Genomic DNA, 15,390 nt, shown 5'->3' on the forward strand with positions numbered 1-15,390 from the left:
CTACGGGCAGCACAACTGCCGCCAAAAGATGGAAGGCGGCTCCTTCCCTGTGGGAAGGTGCCGCCTCACAGTCTATCTAACGGCGCAGGCCGAGGCGCTCAATGAGCGTACGGTAGCGCGTGATGTCGGTGTCGTGCAGGTAATCCAGCAGACGACGACGGCGACCCACCAGAAGCAGCAGGCCACGACGCGTGTGGTGGTCGTGCTTGTGCATCTTGAGGTGTTCGGTCAGGTCGAGAATGCGGCGGGAAAGCATCGCAATCTGCACCTCGGGCGAACCGGTGTCGCCTTCAGAGGTTGCGTATTCCTTGATGATTTCCTGCTTCAGAGCGGCGTCAAGTGCCACAAATAACTCCTATGAGTTGTACCGTGAACAAAGAGATGCCGGCGCTCGTGTCGAAAGCTTCCGAGTTGAGTCCGGCTGTGGTCCAGCAACCACGGACTGCAGCAGGACCGCAGCTAACTTTACCCGTAGGCACGCTGTTCTGTCGAAAGGACCTTCCGCGTCTGGTCGACGTCGAGACGCATCTGTTCGATCAGCGCCTCCGGCCCACGGTAGGCGACCATCCCGCGCAACCGCCGCACGAACTCGACGACGACGGTCTGTCCGTACAAATCGAAGACGTCGATTTCTTCCAAGGGACGGTCGATCACGTGCGCCTCGACCTGCCGGCTGACGCCGTCAAACGTCGGATTCGACCCGACCGAGATCGCGGCGGGCCAGCGCACCTGACTGCTGTCTATCAGCCAACCGGCATAGATCCCGTCCGCCGGTATGTATCCGGTGGAAGCGGAAGAGAGATTGGCTGTCGGAAAACCGAGGGCGCGCCCCCGTGCGGCGCCGTGCACCACCTCGCCGCGCATGCGGTGCGGCCGGCCCAGGATGCGCGTTGCAGTGCTGACATCCCCAGCCTCCAGTGCCTCACGCACCCAGGTGGACGAACAACGGCGCTCTCCTGCCGCCGTCGTGCTGGTGCGCAGACTTGAGCCGTAATCGTCGATGACGATGACATCGAAGCCGAGTCGCTCGCCAAGCGCCTGCATTGTGGAGAGATCCCCGGAGTTGCCCCGTCCGAAGCGGACGTCATGTCCGATCACAACCGCCTTGGCGCGCAGGCCCTCGACCAGCACTGAACACACGAATTCCTCAGGCGTCAGTGCAGCGAGCTCCAGCGTGTAGTGCATCATGAGCAGGGCGTCGATCCCCGTATCCGCAAGTGTCTCCGTGCGGTCCTGCAGCCCCATGATGAGTTCGGGGGCGCTTTCCGGGCGGTGAACCTGCGCGGGGTGCGGGTCGAAAGAGATAACGACGGCGGCTGCGTCCCGTTCCGACGCTGCGCTCACCAACTGCTCCAGAACTACCTGGTGACCGCGGTGCACGCCGTCGAAGTTTCCGATGGTGAGAACTGATGGACCAAAGCCGTCGGGCACATCGGCCAAGTCTCTCCAGTAGAACACGCATCTCCTTGGCTGTTGGAAGGGCGGCTCGCCGGCCGCGCACCGTCCCTTCATTATGGCTGATGGTTTCTATGCCTCCCGACCTCCCGCATCAGTGGGTGAGTCACGTCTCTTCCTCCACATTCACGGTGATTCATGAGGGTTATCCACATAGCGTCCTCCAGGCACGCATTGCACCGGCTCCCGGCATCACAGTGGGTGTTGCTGCGCCAACGTTTACCCGGCACAGCCCATACCCATGAGGAGGACCTGTGTCTTTTGTTTCTGTCGCCGGTGCCGGTGCTGGCCGTGCCTGGCTCGGCGCCCTGGCCATATTCGGCGTCGCGCTGCTCGCAGTGTTGACGTTCCTGCTGCCGCCAATGCCGGGCGCCCACGCCGTGCCTGTCGGCGGTGGGTGGAACCGTGCGGCAGGGCTGGATGGTGCCGAACACTTCGTCGGGCAACATGTGAACGCGGATGGAGTGGTGGCATACTGCACGGACTTTGAGCGGCTCGCGCCTCCGCATGCTGATCGGTACAACGGCGGCCACACCGGCGGCTTCACACGCAGCGACGGAACCCAGCTGAGCACCACGGAGAACGCGGCGCTGTCCTATCTGCTGCATCGTTGGGGCAACACCACCGATGACGCCACCGCCGCATCGGTTCAACTTGCCGTCTGGGCCATGACCTCGCCGGGAATGCACTGGGACTCGGCCGGCATGACCCGCATCCTGACCGCAGAACGCCTGCCCGCGGAGGTTGTGGAGCGGGCGCGGGCGATGACCCGCACAGCTGTCTCCGAGGCGGGACCATATAAGGTCCGCATCAAGCTGGATGAGGAAGACACCGACGGCGTGATCGCCGCACACATCGAGGTGGCTGGCGCAGACGGCACACCCGCGTCAGGGCTGACCGCTTCCGTGAAGCTCACCGGCGCGTTCGGATTTCAGGAATCAACCGCGCACACCTGGACCACCACCGACCAGCCTCGCGAACTCACCCTCAAGCGAACCGGATTCGGCAGCGGCGCACTCACCGTGACGGTTCCACGCACGCCGGCAGCGGGAGTCAAATGGCTTGTCCCTTCCCGCAAGGACGTGCAGCGACTGCTGACCGCCGCCGTTGTCGAGCCGCGCGACGCGGCGGCATCGATCGCGGATCTCCCGGCGTTCCGGCCTGCCGTGCAAACACAGACCTCGGCGGCGCGCACTGATGTTGGGACCGGCATCCACGACATCTTGAAAGTCTCTGCGGGTGATCCGTCCGCAGAGAGCCCGGTTGGTGCTGTGCCATGGATGTCCATGCCGCCAGGCGGCGAGGCTGTGTCCGTGGAAGTGGTTTCGACGTTGTGGGGACCCCTGGACGCTCCACCTGTTCTCGCGGAAAACGTCCCTGCAGGCACACCGTCTGTCGGCACGGTTACCACGAGTGTCGACGGACCCGGGACCTACTCGACGCCGAGTCTGACGGTTCCCGCACCCGGGTGGTACGTCTGGACCGAAACCATCGATCCTGGCAGCGCGAAACCCGCCGAAGCCGCCGCCTATGTAATTGGTTGGCAGGGAAAGTACGGGATAGCTGCGGAGACGACCTTCGTGCCGTGGACGCCACAGGTACAGACCACCTTGTCAGCCCATGAGGCCCTGGTCGGAGACAGTGTCGCTGACGGCGTCACCCTGCAGGGATTCGGCACGCAGCCGGAGGGCGCCCCCGGTACCGTCCTGCTGTCCATGTACGGGCCCTTAAGTGAACCGCCGGTACTCGGCGGCGAGGTGCCCCCGAATGCTCCCCTGCACTCGGAGTCAAGTGTTCCTGCGCTGAACGGAGCCCATACCAGCGGCCAGTTCGCTCTTTTCACGGAGCCGGGATGCTACACAGTAGTGGCTCGCTACCCAGGTGATCAATACACCAACGCGTTCGCGTCCCCGTTCGGCGAACCCTCGGAGACCGTTTGCGTACAGGAACCGGCGACACCGGTTGAACCGCCGACGCCGGAGGAGGAGGTATCCCCGGAACCGGAACCCTCTGAAAGCGCCGACGCTGCTCCAGCCGAAACGGTCACTCCCCCGGCAAAACCGTCGGCGGTCACGCCGGCACGCCCGCAACTTGCCCAAACCGGCCTGAGGACCGAAGTAGCGGCAGGCGCGGCGATGGCACTTGTCGGGACAGGGCTGGCCCTCGTGCAGCTCACGTCCATACGCCGCCGCCGGGCGCAAACCTAGGAGCGGGCAGCGTATTCCCGCCGCAGCTCGCTGGTCTTCGCAATGTACCGGTGCCACACCAGCAACGCGGCGGGAAACGCCAGCTCAACCACCATAAGGATGATCAGGAGAAAATGCGGGGTACCCGAAAACGCCCAGGAAAGGACCCGCCCAATCCCACCGATGAAGACCATAAGGCACACGAGCCACAGCATGTTGGCCCACTGAAACTTGATGGCGATCGTCACGAAGGCCGCTCCGACCCCGATCATCATCGCGGCAAAGAAGCGGAACTGGTTCTCCAGGGTGGGGTTCACTGCACCGTCGCCGGTTTCGGGAAGCCCAGCTGTGCCGGTGATCAGGTAATACGCTCCGAAACCAGCGATGACCAGGCCTACCAGCACGACGACCGTACGAAAGACACTCCAGTCGTTGCCTTCTTTGGCGGGCTTCGTACTGCCCGTGCCTTTCTTCTTCGCCTCATTCGTCGCGCCGGTGTGGTTCGGATTGCCGGCATTACCCGGCTTGCCTGCATCCTTCGATCCGTCGATCTTGCCCGAAGTCGTCCTGTCGCGGGGCGACGCACCGCTGCCCGCGACAGGATTCGGAGCTGTTGCGCTCTGCCGTTCACCTGCTGCTGCCGGCGATGTCCGCTCGTCCCGCGGCGAATTCTCTGGCGTGCTACCGCTCATGATGCTCCCTCACCTTCCCAATGTCCTACCGATAATGCCTCTGCAGCCATACTCTCACCCCTGGCATCCAGACAGTAGGAATGTGTGTGATTTCGGTGATGCGTCAATCAGACCCCCGTTGAGTCCGCAGACGCTGCCGGGGCCCGGTGCCGGTACAGCCACCACAGGCCGAGCACCGGAAGCACCAGCGGAACAAAGCCGTAGCCGCGCCCGTAAATGGACCACACGGTGTCAGCGGGAAAGAGGACAGGATCAAGAATGCTGAGCGTACCCACCGTGAGCACACCCACCAGTTCCAGACCTACCGCCGCGACGGAAAGCCTGTACCAGCGGCGTCCTGACCGGCTCAGCGAAATGGTTGCGAACACGTAGACCGCCGCCGCCAGCGCAGTCAAGGTGTAGGCCAGCGGTGCTTCGGAGAATTTAGTGGCGATCTGGTAGAGCGCACGTGCACTTGCCGCGATCGCGAAAACCCCATATACCGCAATCAGCAAGCGTCCGGGGCCCCGGCTGAGGGTGCTGCCTGAGGCGCCGGTGGATTCCCCGGTGTCCCCCGCCACTGGATTGTCAGCCGGCTCGCTACCTCTCCTCATACCGGCACCGCTCCATCCCAGATCTGCTCCATCCGCACCAGCATCACGAATACGGTCACACCAATCGCTCCCAGAACGAGATTGCTCCACCGGGACCGTTCGATGATGGCCCACCAAAAAGCACCAGCCGGAAGCAGCAGGGCAGTCACCAGATATCCCCAGAACTCCCATGGTTCCCCAGCTACCGGCTCGCCCCCCAACTGTCTGAAGGCCGCGCCTACGAGGTACGCCAACAGGAATAGTTCAACCGCGGCGACCGCGAGTATGGTGACATCGTTCGGCGGCTGCCGGAGGATCGCCGCGCCGATACACAACACGCTCGACAGCAGGCACACGATCGTACCGATGACGAAGAAGCCGTCCACGATCACTCGCCGCCACCGCCCTGCCCCGGTGCGAAAACGAGCACAGGCTTCGCTTCCTCCCCCCGGTCCTCAAGCAGTGCCACCAGGGTCCCATTCGGCGCGAAACCGGCGATCGGCCGGTTGTCCGCCGCGAAAGATTCATGGGGGGTCAGTCCCCCACGGACCGTTCCAGAAGCGTGGATACGCCTGCCGTGCGACACGTCATCGGCTTCGGCTCGGCTCAACTCCCGCGCCGGGAAAAGCGCACGTGCGGCCTGATCGATACCCAGAACGCGAAGATCGAGCGCCAGGTCATCGAGCGTTGCTGCCTGTTCCAGCGAATACGGTCCCACTTCACAGCGCCGTAAGGCCGTCAGGTGGCCTCCAACCTGAAGCGCGGCGCCAACGTCGCGAGCCAATGCCCGCACATAGGTTCCGGAACTGCATTCCACGCTCACGTCGACGTCCTGCACCTGCCCGCCGTCGACGCGCCGCACGTCATGAATCTCGAAACGATGGATTGTCACCGGCCGGGCAGGGAGCGTCACGTCCTCCCCTGACCGGACCCGCGCATAGGCACGCTCGCCCTTGACCTTGATGGCGCTGACGCTGCTTGGAACCTGGTCTATGGTTCCGGTGAGCGCCGCGACGGCCGACCTGATTGCCTTAGGGGACACTGCGGCAGCACTTGCCTCCGAAACCACTTCGCCCTCGGCATCGTCAGTAACGGTCGACTGCCCCAACCGGATGGTGGCGGTGTAAGTCTTCGAAGTCCCGACGATATAGGTCAGGAGCCGGGTAGCCCGGTTGATCCCTACCACCAGAACCCCGGTTGCCATCGGATCGAGTGTGCCCGCATGACCCACTTTTCGCGTACCTGCCAGTCGCCGAACCTTCCCCACCACGTCATGGCTGGTCCAGCCCTGCGGCTTGTCCACGATTACGAGTCCTGAGTGGACCTGCCCCGAATTCACGCCTTTCAGTATAGGTCGAGACAGTGGGTCCTCCTTCCCGGCGGGGCCTCGCCTGGCTTCAGGCCGTGCACGCTGAAACCGGCTCGGCGATACGATGCCCCTATGCCCTCCATCGCAGCCCATGTGAAACAAGTGCCGGCCAACCAGATCCGGGAAATAACCCAGGCGGCGTGGATGCGCCCGGACGCCATAGTGCTCAGCATTGGAGAGCCAGCCTTTCCTGTCCCGCGACACATCCTCGATGCCGGGATCGCTGCGCTGGACCGTGATGAGACCAACTACACACCTAATGAGGGCCTCGCTCCCCTCCGCAGCGCATTCGCAGCCCGGTTCGGCAACCGTAACGGCATCGAGATTGATGCGTCCCGGATCTATGTAACGGCCGGCGCGCAGCAGGGGCTTCACCTCGCGATGAGCATGCTGCTGGACGCCGGCGACGAAGTCCTCATCCCCAATCCCGGCTACCCAACCTTTGGGATGACTGCACGGCTGGTGCATGCCGTACCGGTGGACTATCCCCTGCGGCCAGGCCACGGATTCCAGCCACAGATCCACGATCTCGAAGAACTCGTCACCGATCGCACCCGTGTACTCGTGCTGAATTCGCCGTCGAATCCGCTCGGTGCGGTCTTCAGTGAGAGCCTGACCCGGGACCTCGTTACGTTCGCCGAGCACCACGATCTGTGGATCCTCTCGGACGAGTGCTATGAAGCGTTCACCTACGACGTCCCGCACGTGAGCCCCGCTCGCTTCGATGAATCGGGTACGCGTGTAATCACCTCGCTCACGCTGTCAAAGACATACGGGCTGACGGGCCTTCGGATCGGTGCCCTGATTCTGCCTGACGGGTTAGGAGCCCAGTTCAACGCCGTCATGGAATCAATCGTTTCGTGTGTGGGTGCATCCCCCCAATACGCTGCGGTCGCCGCGCTCACGGGACCAGAGGACTACATCGCGACGGCCGCCGCTCACTACCGATCCAATCGTGACGCGGCGACAGCGGCGCTCAGAGCACTCAACATTGAGTTCCTTGATGCGCAGGGAGCGTTCTACCTGTGGGCTGACCTGTCACACGCCACGGGCGGCGACGTGCGCTCGTGGGTACATACTTTCCTCGCAGAAGAAGGCGTGGCGGTAGCGCCCGGAACAGCGTTCGGATCAAACGGTGAGGGTTGGATACGCCTCGCCCTCTGCACTGAAACAGAAAGCCTGCTCACCGGTGTGAGCAGGCTTCCGCGCCGTTCCTGAGCGCCGTTCCTAATTTGGCCGGGCGAAGAACGCGACGATCTTCCTTCGCTAGCGGGGATCGTCGCCTTCGTCGTCGCCGGGCTTGCGGTACGGGTCGGCCTCGCCCGCAAAGGCGGCTTTCCGCGCCAGCTCGGCCACTTCCGCGTCGCGTTCCTTGGCCGTACGCAGCAGCTCCTCAAGGTGGCTCGCGTTCACGGGGATCTCGTCCGGCACGAACTCAAGGGTGGGCGTGAGCCGAGCAGTGATGTTCCGGCCAACCTCCGACCGCAGGACACCCCTCGCCGATTCGAGCGCCTTATGAACCACTGCCTGCTCTTCGGCTTCGCCGAACACCGTGTAGTAGATCGTGGCGTGCTGCAGATCGTTGGTCACCCGTGCATCTGTGACGGTGACGGCCTCAAGCCGCGGGTCCTTCACCCGGCGACGAAGCGCCTCGGCAACAATCACCTTGATGCGCTGGGCCAACCGCGCCGCGCGTGCAGCGTCTGCCATGACTTCTCCTTAGCTTGTCGAACAGTCCCCAAGAGTTTGGAGAGTAGAACGACGACGGCGGGTCCCGCCGTCGTCGTGGGTGGAAGGCGGGACCGCTGGACAAGCGGCCCCGCCTTCGGCGAACCTAGACCCGCGGCTTCTCGCGCATCTCGTAGGTCTCGATGGTGTCGCCTTCCCTGATGTCATTGAACGACCCGAGACCGATGCCACACTCGAAGTCCGTCCGGACCTCGGTGGCGTCGTCCTTGAAGCGGCGGAGCGTGTCGACGCTGAGGTTGTCGCCAACCACCACTCCGTCGCGGATCAGACGCGCCTTGGAGTTCCTGCGGATTACGCCGGAACGGACGATCGAGCCCGCGATGTTGCCAAACTTGGAGGACCGGAAGACTTCCCGGATCTCCGCCGTACCGAGCTGTGCTTCCTCGAACTCGGGCTTGAGCATGCCCTTGAGTGCGAGTTCAATGTCATCGATTGCGGCGTAGATGACGGTGTAGAAGCGCAGGTCCACGCCCTCGCGGTCGGCGAGCTCAGCAACCCGTTCGGCCGGCCGGACGTTGAACCCGATGATGATCGCGTTGTCGACCGTTGCGAGGTTGACGTCGTTCTGCGTGATGGCACCGACACCGCGGTGGATGACGCGCAGTGCGACTCCTTCGCCCACATCGATCTTGAGCAGTGAGTCCTCGAGCGCTTCGACAGCACCCGAAACATCGCCCTTGAGGATGAGGTTGAGGGTGTCTACCTTGCCCTCCGCGACGGCCTGGTCGAAGTCCTCAAGGCTGACGCGCTTGCGGCGCTTGGCCAGCGCTGCGTTGCGGTCCGCAGCCTCACGCTTTTCAGCGATCTGGCGGCCAGTGCGCTCATCGGGGGTGACGAGGAAGGTGTCGCCTGCACGGGGAACCGTGGACAGGCCGAGCACCTGAACAGGGCGCGACGGCCCTGCCTCGCTGACGTTGTCACCGTCCTCGTTGAACATCGCACGGACGCGGCCGTGAGCGATACCCGCCACGATCGTGTCACCGACGTTCAGCGTTCCCGACTGGACCAGCACGGTGGCAACCGCGCCGCGGCCCTTGTCCAGGTTCGCTTCAATCGCGATACCACGTGCATCCTTGTTCGGGTTGGCGCGCATGTCGAGTGCAGCGTCCGCGGTGAGCAGTACTGCCTCGAGCAGCTCGTCAATGCCGTCGCCCTTGAGCGCGGAGACATGCACGAACATCGTCTCGCCGCCGTACTCTTCGGGTACCAGACCGTACTCGGTGAGCTGCCCCTTCACCTTGTCAGGGTTGGCGCCTTCCTTATCGATTTTGTTGACCGCAACCACGATCGGCACGTTCGCTGCCTGCGCGTGGTTCAGGGCCTCAACAGTCTGGGGCATGACGCCGTCGTCCGCGGCGACCACCAGCACGGCGATGTCGGTGACCTTGGCACCACGGGCACGCATGGCGGTGAACGCTTCGTGGCCCGGGGTGTCAATGAACGTGATCGGACGGTTGTCGCCCTCATGCTCATGGTCGATCTGGTAGGCACCGATGTGCTGGGTGATTCCGCCGTGTTCGCCGGCGACGACGTTCGACTTGCGGATTGCATCCAGCAACCGGGTCTTTCCGTGATCGACGTGGCCCATGACGGTAACTACCGGCGGGCGCGCCTCGAGCTGTGCATCACCTTCGGCGTCGAGTTCGGCGTCCAGGTCGATGTCGAAGTTCTCGAGCAGCTCGCGCTCCTCGTCCTCCGGCGATACAACCTGAATCTTGTACCCCAGCTCCGCGCCGAGGACCTCGAAAGTGCCTTCATCCAGCGACTGGGTGGCCGTAGCCATTTCACCGAGGTGGAACAGCACTGTGACCAGTGCCGCCGGGTTTGCATCAATCTTCTCGGCGAATTCGGTGATCGAGGAGCCGCGACGCAGGCGGATAACGGTGCTGCCATCGCCGCGGGGTACGCTGACGCCGCCCAGCGATGGGGCCGACATCTGCTCGAGCTCCTGCCGCTTCGCCCGCTTCGACTTGCGCTGCTTGCCGCGGCCTGCGCCGCCCTTGCCGAATGCTCCGGCTGTTCCGCCGCGACCGCGGCCGCCCTTGCCGAAGCCACCGCCGACGGGGGCGCCTCCTCCGCCGCCGGGTCCGCCACCGGGACCACGACGAGGAGCGCCACCGGGAGCGCCACCACGGCCCGGAGCTGCCGGACGCTCAGTCCGGTTCGGCATCATGCCCGGCGTTGGGCGCGCACCGCCGGCGCCGGCCGGGCGGGGGGCACCCGGCCTTGGTGCACCCGGTCGGGGTGCTCCGGGACGAGGACCGCCAGCACCTGCTGCAGGGCGCGGTCCGCCCGCACCGGCCGCGGGCCGCTGCCCCCCGCGCTCGTCATCCCGACGACCGCCGGGACGGGGCATGCCCTGCGAGGTAGCGAATGGGTTATTGCCGGGACGGGGGCCGCCGGAGCGGTCGCCGTCGCCACGTCCGCCGCGGGGCATGCCCTGCGAGGTGGCAAAGGGATTGTTGCCGGGACGCGGGCTACCGGTGCGGTCCCCGGGGCGGGCTGCTGCGGGACGGGCCGGGGCCGGACGCGCTGCGGCTGGCTTGGGAGCCGGCTTGGTTTCGGAAGTGCCGCCCTCGGCCTGCCCTGACGCCGACTCTGCCTTCGGGGCCTCTGGCGCCTTGAACGCCGGGGCCGCCGGCGTCTGCTCAGCGGGAGCGGACGGAGCCTTGGGTTCGGCAGGCAAGTCGTTGGCAACCGGAGCCGCAGCGGGCTTCGGAGCAGCAGCCTTGGGGGCTGGCTGCGGTGCCTTGGTGGGAGCCGGCGATTTGGCTTCCTGGGCATCGGGGAATGCGCCGCGGAGTTTCTTCACGACCGGCGCTTCGATAGTTGAGGATGCCGACCGGACGAATTCGCCCAGTTCCTGCAGCTTGGCTACTGCATCCTTTGAGGTAATTCCGAGCTCTTTGGCGAGCTCGTGTACGCGGACCTTGGCCACATTTCTCCTGTCTCGGTCCGCACCGAGTCAGGGGCGAACCGTCTAATTCCTACTGCACGCCCCAGCTGCCGAGGCAGTTGACGCGCCGAATGCAGAGCTCAACAGATTGTTCATCGTTGGGCACTCATCGCTGGGTACTCATCGGGTTTCCATCAGTTTTCTGACCCGCTTTCAGGGAGGACGGTGTTCTTGCAGTCAGTCGCCATCAGGAGACTGACTGGAGTGTGTGGAGCCACTGCTCAACGCCACGCGTCTCAGCGGCGCCTCGGAAGGCACGGTTGAACGCTTTGCGTTTGAGCGCGAGCTCCACACAGGACGGTCGGGAATGCAACCAGGCACCCCGGCCCACTAGCCGACGGCGGAAATCCACCTCGGCGACGTTGACGCCGCCATGATCGATAACCACCCACCGGACCAGACTGGCCTGGTCATCACGCGAGCGGCAACCAATGCAGGTTCGTACCGGTTGGTGGCGCAATAACATAAGCCCTATCTATTCTAGCGCCTCGGCACCCGATATGGCGCATCCAGCACTTGTCGGCAACCTGTGGGAACCTCAGCCCTGCGCAGCGTCGGACACGATATCGATCCGCCAGCCCGTAAGTTTGGCAGCCAGGCGGGCATTCTGGCCCTCCTTGCCGATTGCGAGTGACAGCTGGTAGTCCGGCACCACCACGCGGGCGCTGCGCGTGTTCTCGTCTGTGATTGTCACCGATGTAACCCGCGACGGCGAAAGGGAACTCGCGATGAAGGCAGCCGGATCATCGTTGTAATCCACGATGTCGATCTTTTCGTCATTCAACTCGTTCATCACTGCGCGCACACGCGAACCCATCTCGCCGATGCAGGCACCCTTTGCGTTGACGCCGGGAACATGCGCTTTGACAGCGATCTTGGTTCGGTGGCCGGCTTCACGAGCAAGGGCGACAATCTCCACTGTCTTGTCGGCGATCTCAGGGACCTCCAACTCGAAAAGTTTGCGGACCAGCCCCGGATGGGAGCGCGAAAGCGTGATCGATGGCCCCTTCATGCCGCGGTGTACGTCCACGACGAACGCCCGAAGGCGGGTGCCATGCAGGTACTTCTCCCCTGGAACCTGTTCCGGCGGCGGCAGCAGGGCCTCGACGGAGCCGAGGTTGACCTGGATCATGTGCGGGTTGTTGCCCTGCTGGATCAGCCCGGCAACAAGCTCGCCTTCCTTCCCGCGGAACTCACCGAGGATGTTGTCATCCTCGGCATCCCGCAGGCGCTGCAGGATGATCTGCCGCGCCGTGCTCGCCGCGATCCGGCCGAAGCCGGAAGGCGTGTCGTCGTACTCCCCGACGGCCACGCCGTCGTCGTCGATTTCGGTTGCCCAGATGGTCACATGCCCGCTCTTGCGGTCCAGCTCAGCCCGCGCGATCTCCTGGGCTCCGGTGGTCTTGTGATAGGCAACCAGCAACGCCTGCTCGATGGTCGGAATGAGCAGGTCGAGCGGAATCTCGCGCTCGCGTTCCAGTAGCCGCAAAGCACTCATATCTATGTCCATTGGGGCCTCCTTGGCCAGCGATTCTCGTGAAACTCAGACATCTTCGCCGCCGGGTTCCTCAGCTTCAGCGTGGGTGAACTCGACCTGGACGGTTCCCTTGCGGATTCTGTCATAGGCCAACTCCTGCTCCTGCCCGACCTTCGGTTTCATGCCCTTCTTGACCGGAAGCTGCGGGCGAACTACCACAAGGGTGTCTTGGGCCTCGATCAGGCGGCCAACAAGCTCATCGCCATCGATAAGCTCGACCGAAACCAGCCTGCCGACGTTGCGCCGCCAGTGGCGCGGTTCGGTCAGCGGCCGCGAGACACCGGGTGAGGAAACTTCGAGGTTGTACGGACGTCCGTCGTCCTGCGGATCCGCGTCCATGGCCTCGGACAGGCTGTGGGAGACATCCGAAATGGTCTCCAGGCTCACCCCGCCCTCCTGATCCTCCGTGACGTCGACAATCACGTTGACGGTGCGGTGGCTTCCAGCGATCCGGACTTCAACGTCCTCCAGGAGGAGACCGTGCTTCTGCACCACCGGCTGCAGGAACTCGCGCAGTCTTGCTGCCTCATCTGCGGGATTTACGTGCGCAGGAGGCGTACTCCGGCGATTTGCTGCTGGTGTGGTCTGCTTACCCACTGTCGCCTCCCGCTCGATGATCTTGTAGCTACTACCCTAACGACTTTATGTCAGTCCAGTGAATGGGAGCATGCGTTGCCTCCAGCCATGGCATGATGATCGGTTGTGAAGCCTTCCGCGGCGGCCCCGGCCCGCTCCGAATCCCCCGGTAACGGTGGTGGCGGAGTGCTACGCCGGATGCTTCGCGGCGTGCTTCTGATCCTGGTGCTGGTACTGGTCGCCGGCATCGGGCTGGTCATCGGCCGCCAGACGCCGGAGCCACAGTTGAGTGCCAGCGAACAGGCGCTCGTGAACAGCGCGGCGTCAGCAGACGATCTTGCCGCAGCAGCCCGGTCCATTGCAGGGTCCGCCGCCGCGGACGAGGCCGGGTCCTACGCCACGCTCGCCGAACTTCTCGAACTGCACGCTGCGGCTCTGCGACCGGCCGCATCCGCCCACCCGACCCGCTCGCCGGACGCTTCCCCGGTTACCCAGCCGGCTGCCCAATCTCCGCCAGCCGCCGCTGAGGCGAAGACCGCGCCCGAATTCCTGGCTGACCTGACGGCTTCCTTCACGGCTGCTTTCGCCGCCGCAGCCACGGTGGAGGCCGGCCCCGCGCGATTGCTGGCGTCCGTGGGTACTTCGCAGTGGCTGCAAGCACGCACTCTCGCCAAGAGTCTGGGCGTGGAAGCCCCGCCGGAGCCGGTGGCGGACATGGAGTATGACGACGACGCCCCGGCCTGCGCACAGGACGAAGCGTTCGAAGCCGAGGAGGACCAGGACGGTACACGTTCGGCGGTCCTGGCTGAGCACCGCACTGCCTACGCGTACCAGGTTGTTGCCGCGCGGTCGGCTGAGCCGGAACCCTATCTCTCCGGGGTGGCAGGGCACGAGTCCGCGGCGGCCGTCGGCTCGGCGATCCTGGCTGACCGCTGCGTAGCCGAGCCGCTTCCTGCCGGAGCCTACGCACTGGACCGCTTATTCCTGACTGAGCCGGACGCCGCCCTGCAGAACCTGGAGCAAGCGCTCGTTGGAACCTACGCGGACCTGGTGGGAGTCAGCGCCCCCGGCGCTGCCCGCGACTGGGCAATCACCCGGCTTACGGAAACGGCGCAGCGCTCCGCCGGCGCCGCTGGAGGCGCCGCCGGGCTCGGCAAGTTTCCGGGGATTCATCCGAGTCTCCACCCGAAGCTGCCCGACGTCGCTACAAACGCGGGTTAGCGCAGAGGCACTATGAGGCCGCCGCTCTTGAATCCCATCCCCGCCGTTGCCAACGGTTAGGCTTAGCAGGTGGGTGCACTGGACATCGAGCTACCGCGGTCGCTTGTGCGGAACGCGCTGAACCTGCCGAGCGGCAGGGCATGGCTTGATGGCTGGCCCGCACTCGCCGCCCGCTACCTGGATGAGTGGGAACTCGTCCTCGATCTCGAGCCGGGCGCAGAACCCTGGACCGGCCACGGCGCCATTGTGCTTCCGGTCGTTTGCGCCGATGGGCGTCCCGCGGTCCTGAAAATCACGGTCCCGCACGCGGAGGCCCTTCCCGAACCGGACGCACTGGCGCTGTGGGACGGCCGGGGCGCCGTCGAACTCCTGGACAGTGCCCGCGAAGACTACGTCCTGCTCCTGGAACGCCTCGACGGCGACTCCTCCCTCGCGAAGATCGCGCTTGCGGACACCGCGGAGGTCTGGGGGTCGATCATGCGCAGGTTGTCCATTGCGCCATCCACCCTGCAGTCCCCAGACCAACTGTGGCGGGATATCCCATCGGTGGCGGACCTGGCCGAACAATGGACTGACACCCTGCCGGCTGAGTGGGAGTCCCTCGGCCGTCCGTTCGACCGTTGGCTGCTTGAATACGCGCTGGAGGTGTGCCAGGTACACGGCGCTGTTGGACGGCGAAGCAGCTGCGATGTCCTGGTTCACTCCGACCTCCACTACTTCAACATCCTCCCTGTGCTGGAGCATCCCCGACAGTTCCTCGCCATCGACCCGAAGCCGGTGCTGGGCGACGCCGAATTCGCCGTGGCACCGATGCTGTGGAACCGTGTTCACGATCTTCAGGCAACCGACCCCGCGGCACATTTGAGGGACCGTTGCACCGACCTCGCACTGGCCGCTGGACTTGATCCCATGCTTGGCCGGGACTGGTCCGTGGTACGGGAAGTAGACAACGCGCTGGGTTACCTGCGCGACGGATTGCATGACGACGCCGACCGCTCGCTCTGGGTCGCCAGCAACCTGCTGCGTAAGCCGCTGTCAAACCTGCCGCCGGCGCATCGCCTCGCCAATCCCTGATGT

15 protein-coding genes are annotated in these 15,390 nt (G+C 64.6%); 4 read left to right on the top strand and 11 right to left on the bottom strand.

Annotated features, from left to right (window positions below; all coding sequences use genetic code 11):
• Positions 1-76 precede the first annotated feature (76 nt).
• Entirely contained in the window at positions 77-346 is a 270-nt protein-coding gene (gene rpsO, locus ACX80C_RS06735) for a 30S ribosomal protein S15 (protein ID WP_167992168.1), read from the bottom strand.
• A 119-nt stretch (positions 347-465) separates the two neighbouring features.
• The gene (locus ACX80C_RS06740; protein ID WP_459325576.1) at positions 466-1,458 is read right to left on the bottom strand and encodes a bifunctional riboflavin kinase/FAD synthetase; all 993 of its coding nucleotides are present in this window, start codon (positions 1,456-1,458) and stop codon (positions 466-468) included.
• 251 nt (positions 1,459-1,709) lie between these two features.
• On the opposite strand from ACX80C_RS06740, the gene ACX80C_RS06745 reads away from it, so the two are divergent.
• A complete protein-coding gene (locus tag ACX80C_RS06745) occupies positions 1,710-3,662 on the top strand; it encodes a hypothetical protein (RefSeq protein ID WP_459325578.1) in 1,953 nt (650 codons plus the stop codon).
• On the opposite strand, the gene ACX80C_RS06750 is transcribed toward ACX80C_RS06745, so the two are convergent.
• From ACX80C_RS06750 to truB, 4 genes are all read right to left on the bottom strand, one after another.
• On the bottom strand, positions 3,659-4,333 hold the full coding sequence (locus tag ACX80C_RS06750; protein WP_459325580.1) for a DUF4345 domain-containing protein: 675 nt from the start codon (positions 4,331-4,333) through the stop codon (positions 3,659-3,661). The two genes, ACX80C_RS06745 and ACX80C_RS06750, sit on opposite strands and share 4 nt — an antisense overlap.
• A gap of 107 nt (positions 4,334-4,440) precedes the next feature.
• Complete coding sequence (locus ACX80C_RS06755; protein WP_459325581.1) at positions 4,441-4,926, bottom strand: hypothetical protein; 486 nt, start codon at positions 4,924-4,926, stop codon at positions 4,441-4,443.
• Positions 4,923-5,291 carry a hypothetical protein gene (locus tag ACX80C_RS06760; protein ID WP_459325583.1) on the bottom strand — a complete coding sequence of 123 codons (369 nt, stop codon included), beginning with the start codon at positions 5,289-5,291 and terminating at the stop codon, positions 4,923-4,925. Before ACX80C_RS06760 ends, ACX80C_RS06755 begins: the two co-directional genes overlap by 4 nt.
• 2 nt (positions 5,292-5,293) lie before the next feature.
• A complete protein-coding gene (gene truB / locus ACX80C_RS06765) occupies positions 5,294-6,244 on the bottom strand; it encodes a tRNA pseudouridine(55) synthase TruB (RefSeq protein ID WP_459325584.1) in 951 nt (316 codons plus the stop codon).
• A gap of 102 nt (positions 6,245-6,346) precedes the next feature.
• Between truB and ACX80C_RS06770 the strand changes: the two genes are divergently transcribed.
• Positions 6,347-7,492, top strand: a complete 1,146-nt coding sequence (locus ACX80C_RS06770) for a pyridoxal phosphate-dependent aminotransferase (protein WP_459325586.1) — start codon at positions 6,347-6,349, stop codon at positions 7,490-7,492.
• A 48-nt stretch (positions 7,493-7,540) separates the two neighbouring features.
• On the opposite strand, the gene rbfA is transcribed toward ACX80C_RS06770, so the two are convergent.
• From rbfA to ACX80C_RS06795, 5 genes are all read right to left on the bottom strand, one after another.
• Positions 7,541-7,984 carry a 30S ribosome-binding factor RbfA gene (rbfA, locus tag ACX80C_RS06775; protein WP_459325588.1) on the bottom strand — a complete coding sequence of 148 codons (444 nt, stop codon included), beginning with the start codon at positions 7,982-7,984 and terminating at the stop codon, positions 7,541-7,543.
• Positions 7,985-8,108: 124 nt separating this feature from the next.
• A complete protein-coding gene (gene infB / locus ACX80C_RS06780) occupies positions 8,109-10,961 on the bottom strand; it encodes a translation initiation factor IF-2 (protein WP_459325590.1) in 2,853 nt (950 codons plus the stop codon).
• Between the two features lie 205 nt (positions 10,962-11,166).
• Positions 11,167-11,445 carry a YlxR family protein gene (locus ACX80C_RS06785; protein ID WP_459325591.1) on the bottom strand — a complete coding sequence of 93 codons (279 nt, stop codon included), beginning with the start codon at positions 11,443-11,445 and terminating at the stop codon, positions 11,167-11,169.
• 72 nt (positions 11,446-11,517) lie between these two features.
• Entirely contained in the window at positions 11,518-12,489 is a 972-nt protein-coding gene (gene nusA, locus ACX80C_RS06790) for a transcription termination factor NusA (RefSeq protein ID WP_459325593.1), read from the bottom strand.
• A gap of 33 nt (positions 12,490-12,522) precedes the next feature.
• Positions 12,523-13,134 carry a ribosome maturation factor RimP gene (locus tag ACX80C_RS06795; RefSeq protein ID WP_459325877.1) on the bottom strand — a complete coding sequence of 204 codons (612 nt, stop codon included), beginning with the start codon at positions 13,132-13,134 and terminating at the stop codon, positions 12,523-12,525.
• Between the two features lie 84 nt (positions 13,135-13,218).
• On the opposite strand from ACX80C_RS06795, the gene ACX80C_RS06800 reads away from it, so the two are divergent.
• Both ACX80C_RS06800 and ACX80C_RS06805 read left to right on the top strand, forming a co-directional pair.
• Positions 13,219-14,313, top strand: coding sequence for a ferritin family protein (locus ACX80C_RS06800; protein ID WP_459325594.1), 1,095 nt, complete (start codon positions 13,219-13,221; stop codon positions 14,311-14,313).
• A 69-nt stretch (positions 14,314-14,382) separates the two neighbouring features.
• The gene (locus ACX80C_RS06805; RefSeq protein ID WP_459325595.1) at positions 14,383-15,387 is read left to right on the top strand and encodes an aminoglycoside phosphotransferase family protein; all 1,005 of its coding nucleotides are present in this window, start codon (positions 14,383-14,385) and stop codon (positions 15,385-15,387) included.
• The last annotated feature ends 3 nt before the right edge of the window (positions 15,388-15,390 follow it).

It is taken from the genome of Arthrobacter tecti, assembly GCF_054511355.1.

Bases quoted from the DNA above. Each gene is read 5' to 3' on its own strand.
- ACX80C_RS06750 (WP_459325580.1), bottom strand. From the start codon at position 4,333: ATGAGCGGTAGCACGCCAGAGAATTCGCCGCGGGACGAGCGGACATCG.
- nusA (WP_459325593.1), bottom strand. From the start codon at position 12,489: ATGGACATAGATATGAGTGCTTTGCGGCTACTGGAACGCGAGCGCGAG.
- rbfA (WP_459325588.1), bottom strand. From the start codon at position 7,984: ATGGCAGACGCTGCACGCGCGGCGCGGTTGGCCCAGCGCATCAAGGTG.
- ACX80C_RS06770 (WP_459325586.1), top strand. From the start codon at position 6,347: ATGCCCTCCATCGCAGCCCATGTGAAACAAGTGCCGGCCAACCAGATC.
- ACX80C_RS06755 (WP_459325581.1), bottom strand. From the start codon at position 4,926: ATGAGGAGAGGTAGCGAGCCGGCTGACAATCCAGTGGCGGGGGACACC.
- ACX80C_RS06785 (WP_459325591.1), bottom strand. From the start codon at position 11,445: ATGTTATTGCGCCACCAACCGGTACGAACCTGCATTGGTTGCCGCTCG.